This is a genomic window from uncultured Subdoligranulum sp., from assembly GCF_937890665.1.
The window spans coordinates 1-5,665 of record NZ_CALADU010000080.1 but is presented as its reverse complement, the minus strand read 5'-3'; the positions used below and the strand labels follow the sequence as shown (position 1 = coordinate 5,665).

Below are 5,665 nucleotides of genomic sequence, written 5' to 3'. Positions count from 1 at the left end.
ATAATGGGACTGGTGATGACGCCAAGGCCGAAGTGGGAGCTGTTTACCACGTCCGAGAGCGTCTGGATCTCGCTGAGCTCCGTTATGATGTCCTGTCCCACCTCACCAATGCTCCGTCCATAGCCGGTAAGCCCCGCGGAAAAGGTACCCTGCAGCGACACGGATAAGGCGTAGAGCCGGACGGGGACAACGGTGAACAGGCTCACCGCCAGAAAGCCCTTGATGATATTCATCCCGCACTGCTGCAAATTACCCCTGCCGGCGGAGTATTCGATACCGCACTCAAAGGCGCAGACTACCACACTGACGGTAAACAGCGCCCACGCAAGGCGGGAGAAAAAGAGAATGATGGCGCTGACCCATTCCAGTTCGAACAGCTCCACGCCCATATTGCCCATGAGGGCAAAGAAATTGCCGAGAAAGCCTATGGCCTGCCCATAGACCCAGTCCATGAGCTGATCCAGGACTGTCGCGGCGACAAAATCCCAAATAAATATCTTCGTTCACCTCCGGGGACGCGACAAGGCCGCCGCCCTTTCGGGCGACGGCCTTGTCGCGATAATTGGTATTATGATTTGTGAGAGAAGTTCTCGTATAGGGGGATACCATCCCGCTTGATTTTACGCTCCATTGTCACGCCTTGCGCACGGCGGAAGAATGTATCGGCACGGTATACGAGTATATCCAAAGACATGGTTTGCAGCGGCAGGAGCGCACGGCGGATCTCCTTGACCGCGTCTGCCGGACGCATGGAGTTTTCCGGGATAATGACGCACAAATCGTAGTCACTATCATCGGTTGGTATACCATAAGCACGGGAGCCAAAGAGATAAATCGCCTCGGCTTTGACAGTTTCCGTGATAACCCGGCACACCGGCTCCAATTCTTTTTGCAAGGATTCCGTCTTTGCTAAATACTCGTTTTCTGTCGACATATTCTTCATTCCAGAACGGTGATCACTTCAAAAGGCGGGGATAGTCTGTCGTGCCATTGACAATGGCGTAAATATAGACGGTGTCGCCGATCACTTTGTAGACCGCCACATAGGTTTTTGTCAAAACCAGTTTTCGGTATCCGTTTGCGGCGAGGATCGGGTCCGGATGCGTTTGCCCCATCAGCGGGAAATCTCGCAGACGGTTTATGGCCGTTTTCATTGTACTGTAGATTTTCCGCGCGTAGGGAGTCCCCGCCTCCGTAATATGATACTTTACGATCTCCTCGAAGTCATGTTGAGCGGAAGGAAGATAGACCAGCTTACTTTTCGTAGGCACGGAACAACTCCTCCATTCTTTCGTCCAGCTCCTCCGGTGTGCAGACGGGCTCTCCGCTCAGTCTGCTGATCTCCGCGGCATAGATCTTGTCGCGGTGGCGAAACATTTTTTCCCGCTCCTCGTATGCGGCCATGCTCATATAAACACCGTCATCCTCGCCTTTGTTTGTAATGAAGATCGGCTCACCGGATGCTTTTGCCAACTCAGAAATTTGAGTGTACTCATTCCGCAGAGCGGAGGATGGTCTGATCTGCATAGAAAGCCCTCCTTGTATCAATTTCTTGATAGTATTATATCAAAGTAGCAGCTTTTATGCAAGACCCTCGCGCGCCGGCCCTTCAGAATCAGACTTCTGACCCGGCTCTCAAGGGATACGCTTTTTAGATGCCGATGATGCTCCAAATGTATTTCGGGGCCGTCAGGGTGAAGATGAGGCAGGCAAAGAGGATAGCGGGGCCGGTCCACTCAAACTGCCCTCGCTGGCGGTAGTCAAAATACGCGCCGCCAAGCTTTACAAAGAACGCGATGGCGAGGATCATATCCAGCGCCGGGAACACCACCTTCTCCACCACAGCCTTGATCTGTTTGGCTGCCTCCGTCCACGTCTGTTCCACAGCGCCCGCCACATCGCCGCCCGCGGCGAGGGCGGAGGTGCAGCAGAGCGCGGTCAGGAGCAGGAGCGCCAACGCCAAAATCATGATTTTTTTGTGTTTCAAGATATTAACCTCCTTGATATGGGGATGCCGCCCCTTGCGGAGCGGCATCCGTTGTTGTTAGCTCTTAATAACCGGTGCGGGGCAGGGGCTTGTTGGGGGCGTAAACACGGGTAGACCAGCGGGAGGTGGCCATGATCCACTGCCCGTTGTAGACGCCGCCCGCGTCCGACGCGTTGACGAACTGCGTACCGCCGGTGAGCTTGGCAAGCGCCTTGCAGTCCACGCGAGGGGCTTCCACCTGCCGGAAGTTGGCGGGGACGATGCCGAACGCAGCCATAAACTCCGTCACATACTCGTTGGCGGCAAGTCCCAGCGCCGCAGGGGAAGCATCCAGCACATAGTTTTTGGATGTGCTCAGGTTATCCGCCAGCGTGCGCCAGGTATCGCCGCTGAGATTGGTTTTGTACACGATCTTATAGTTTCCGGGGGTGTTCCACGTGCCGGTGTAAATGGTCTGAAGCCGCACCGCCTTGACGGGCAGGGTAATAGCGATAGGTAATCCGCCGCTTTTACTATTCTCATAGGAGAACAGCAGTCAGAGCGGATTTTCCCCCGCTTCGCACCGTGCATGCGACTTTCATCGCACACGGCGCTCCATCAATGCAGATTAATTGTTGCATGTATGTGAAGTTATCAGTTTATCCCGTAAACCTTTGATTTTCTGCTGTGTTTTGCTATCAAATTCACTTATATCTTGGCTGGGGTTATTAACAGCATCAAAGCATTTCTTGTGCAGCGAAACCAGATTGTTGACACGATTGACTTGGTTCAGTGGGAGACAGGGATTGATGCGGTGTGTGCATAGCGTACTGGAAATAAGCCACCCTCCGCATACCCTGCATTTCAGTCTGTCACGATTGAGCGCATAGGCTCTGTTCATCGTGAATTCAAAATTATTGAGATTACCCCATTTACTGTAGCAGACAGCCCTGCTGGTGTTTTCTGAATACATTTCATCCAGCCGAGCGTTCATTCGCTTCTTCTTTGTGCGCTTGAAGTATAACTGCCGGCCTTCTTCCGAGTAGGGCGTTTCAGACTGGTTCTTCGGTAGGACGTTTTCCCACTTACAGAATGCAAGGGCGGTAAATCCAACGTAAATATCGCGGTACTTTATAGAGGGAATCTTTTGCTTGCGCTGTTGGTGGATATATGGAAGATTTTGCGTTCGATTTGCCGGTATCCATTCTCCCCGGTATTGCTTTAATCTGCTTTTAGCAATCAACTGCAATCTACGGGAGTACTTGTGCATGGCGAGATTTACCCACGTACAGCATTGGTAGTACTGAATGATTCCTCTCACTTGGCTGTTAATGCGGTTTATTTCACCAATAAATTGCTCCCGGCTGTAATTCCGGGGAATTTTCTTGATGCTCTCTGCGATACTGTCAATCTTTCGCTGTAGTCTGTCTCTATCTGGAATCGTCTTTGTGATATAGCCCTTTTTGCTGTTCCCCGGTATCATTTTGAACTCATAGCCAAGGAATTTGATGTGTTTTCTTCGGACATCTGTTATCAGCGTTTTCTCTGTGGATAGTGCCAGCTTTAGCCTGTTTTGCAGAAATATTTGCAGTTTAGCTTTCCATTGTTCGGCATGGGCACGGGTATCTGTGATGATGACAAAATCGTCTGCGTACCGTACCAGACATCCCGGAATTAACGATGTTTTATACAGGGCACCTCGCCTGTTTCCCGGACTGGCGTATATATGTCTGGTTTTCTTGTTTTCCCACTGCTTGGTAATCCACTCATCCATAATGTCCAAGTAGGCATTCGCCAACAGTGGACTGATGATACCGCCCTGTGGGGTTCCATACTCATTTATGGTACATTCATCCATAATCCCAGCTTTCAGCATGGCCTTGACGATTTGCAGAACGCGCCTATCCTTGACGCCTATATGGTATAGACGTCTCAGAAGAATACTGTGGTCGATATTATCAAAGCATTTGCTGATGTCACCCTCGACAATCCAATAGTGGCCTGTGGTATGCGATAGTCTTTTGATGCGCTCCAACGCCATAACTGTGTCCCGCATGGGGCGAAATCCATAGGAGTGGGCAAAGAATTGTGGTTCTAAAATAGGTTCCAGTACAATCCTCATACATTCCTGCACGATTCTGTCCCGTATGGTAGGGATTCCCAGCGGACGTTTTTCGGCCTTTCCTGGTTTGTCGATGTACTTCCGGCGTATTTTCTGCGGTTCAAAATGCTTAAATGCGCTCTGAATATCCCGAATAACCCACGAATGGGAACGTTGCAGATAATCTTTACGCATAGTCTTGGAATCCACGCCGGGAGTTTCACTGCCATGGTTGCTTTTGATGTTATGGATTGCGGTTACAATGGTTGCTTCTGCTGACATGATTTCCAGAAGTCCTTTGAACGCTGGGCGGCCGCCCGCGTCATAGACCTCCTTGCTGTGCTGATACAGCTTGTCCTGGATTTCGCGTAGTTGGGTTTCGGTTTGTGGGCTGTCGAATTGTTGTGCCATACGCACCGCCTCCTCTCTGGATTTGGTGTTTCTGGTGTTAGTCAGGTATGCCTACGGCTTCCTCGACTTCCTGTTCACATACAATCTGCACTGACTATGCCCCTTCACTCCGTCCGCCTTATTATTGCGGACATCATCGCTACTACGGGCTGCTGTCCCACGGATTAGCAGGTCATTTCCTACCTGCGCGGCAAAGGTGTCACTTCACTTACTTCAACAGATTGAAGTGCCGTCCGTGGTTCCTTTGTTCCCTATGCTTTTCCGTGCGAACGGCATCCATCGTTTGGAGGATTCTCTCCAATTGAAATCGCCTGTATGGATTGCAGAGGTCTTTGGAATTGCAGTATAGTTCGCCAGTCTTTCCGACAACACCCAGGAAGTTGATCGAACTACTCACCGTAAGATCTCCGTCCTCTCGAAATCTTGCGCGAAAATTCATGGTATTGAGCCGTTCTGCCATATTGGAAATAAATTTTGTTTGCATCTCTTTTGTATCGAACATTTTACAGTCCCCCCATCCGCTGTTCCGTCGTGTAACCTTCAGAAAGCCTTGGCTCAAAGCGTTCCTGTTCCGTCTGGATACTCCACTCGTCCGAATTCCAAAAGTGGACATACAATTCACCGCCGTCATCCACGGAAATCTCCCGTTGCTCAAAACCCTCGCACCAGCCGTCCGAAGCTTGTCCGGTGATAAACTCTTTCAAAGTATCCATTTCGGTGTCCGACAATTCCCCGGCGATGCGGCATTCCGCAACGCCCCAGAGCTGCCGGTCACGTTCCTCCACGGTGAAGACGGCGGAGCGCACCTTGCGGTCAACGCTGTCGGCTTCATCATACCAATGCATGAGACCTCGCTCCGCCTCCTCCGGCATCCGGTTTTTGACGAGGGCACCGAGAATCTGATCCTGATAGCCCCGCAGCTCCCTGCCCTCCAGAAGTGTGCTGCAATCATCGAATTCGCCGTACTCGTTTCGCTCGTAGAGATCGGCGGTCAGGGGCATATACAGCTTGAGGCTGGTCAGCTTGGGCGGCAGCACCGTGAAGCTGTCCTCGCCGGGGATGAGCGGCAGCGTGCGGCCATTGTCCCACTTCATAAAAATTTGTCCCTTATCGTCCACGAAGTCCACCTCACCCTCGGTGCCGGGAGGAATGGGATGATAGGTATTGTCCATAGCGTTTAGCCGGAT

General features: G+C 51.4%; 7 protein-coding genes and 1 pseudogene. All 8 read right to left on the bottom strand.

Annotated elements, in window-relative coordinates; genetic code table 11:
- The coding region (locus tag Q0526_RS04455; RefSeq protein ID WP_298731253.1) for a conjugal transfer protein TrbL family protein at positions 1-497 on the bottom strand (497 nt) is incomplete at its 3' end.
- Between the two features lie 71 nt (positions 498-568).
- On the bottom strand, positions 569-934 hold the full coding sequence (locus Q0526_RS04450; protein WP_298731252.1) for a nucleotidyltransferase domain-containing protein: 366 nt from the start codon (positions 932-934) through the stop codon (positions 569-571).
- A 22-nt stretch (positions 935-956) separates the two neighbouring features.
- Positions 957-1,271, bottom strand: a complete 315-nt coding sequence (locus tag Q0526_RS04445) for a type II toxin-antitoxin system RelE/ParE family toxin (protein ID WP_298731251.1) — start codon at positions 1,269-1,271, stop codon at positions 957-959.
- On the bottom strand, positions 1,255-1,527 hold the full coding sequence (locus Q0526_RS04440) for a type II toxin-antitoxin system Phd/YefM family antitoxin (protein ID WP_187016301.1): 273 nt from the start codon (positions 1,525-1,527) through the stop codon (positions 1,255-1,257). Before Q0526_RS04440 ends, Q0526_RS04445 begins: the two co-directional genes overlap by 17 nt.
- A gap of 124 nt (positions 1,528-1,651) precedes the next feature.
- Positions 1,652-1,987 (bottom strand): DUF3852 domain-containing protein, encoded by a 336-nt coding sequence (locus Q0526_RS04435; protein WP_298731250.1) that lies wholly within the window; start codon positions 1,985-1,987, stop codon positions 1,652-1,654.
- Positions 1,988-2,051: 64 nt separating this feature from the next.
- Positions 2,052-2,471: pseudogene (locus tag Q0526_RS04430) on the bottom strand (hypothetical protein); the annotation flags it as partial.
- Between the two features lie 123 nt (positions 2,472-2,594).
- The gene (gene ltrA, locus Q0526_RS04425; protein WP_298731249.1) at positions 2,595-4,478 is read right to left on the bottom strand and encodes a group II intron reverse transcriptase/maturase; all 1,884 of its coding nucleotides are present in this window, start codon (positions 4,476-4,478) and stop codon (positions 2,595-2,597) included.
- Between the two features lie 503 nt (positions 4,479-4,981).
- A partial coding sequence (locus tag Q0526_RS04420) for a DUF4314 domain-containing protein (RefSeq protein WP_298731248.1) occupies positions 4,982-5,665 on the bottom strand: 684 nt, incomplete at its 5' end.

Bases quoted from the DNA above. Each gene is read 5' to 3' on its own strand.
- Q0526_RS04450 (WP_298731252.1), bottom strand. From the start codon at position 934: ATGTCGACAGAAAACGAGTATTTAGCAAAGACGGAATCCTTGCAAAAA.
- Q0526_RS04440 (WP_187016301.1), bottom strand. From the start codon at position 1,527: ATGCAGATCAGACCATCCTCCGCTCTGCGGAATGAGTACACTCAAATT.
- ltrA (WP_298731249.1), bottom strand. From the start codon at position 4,478: ATGGCACAACAATTCGACAGCCCACAAACCGAAACCCAACTACGCGAA.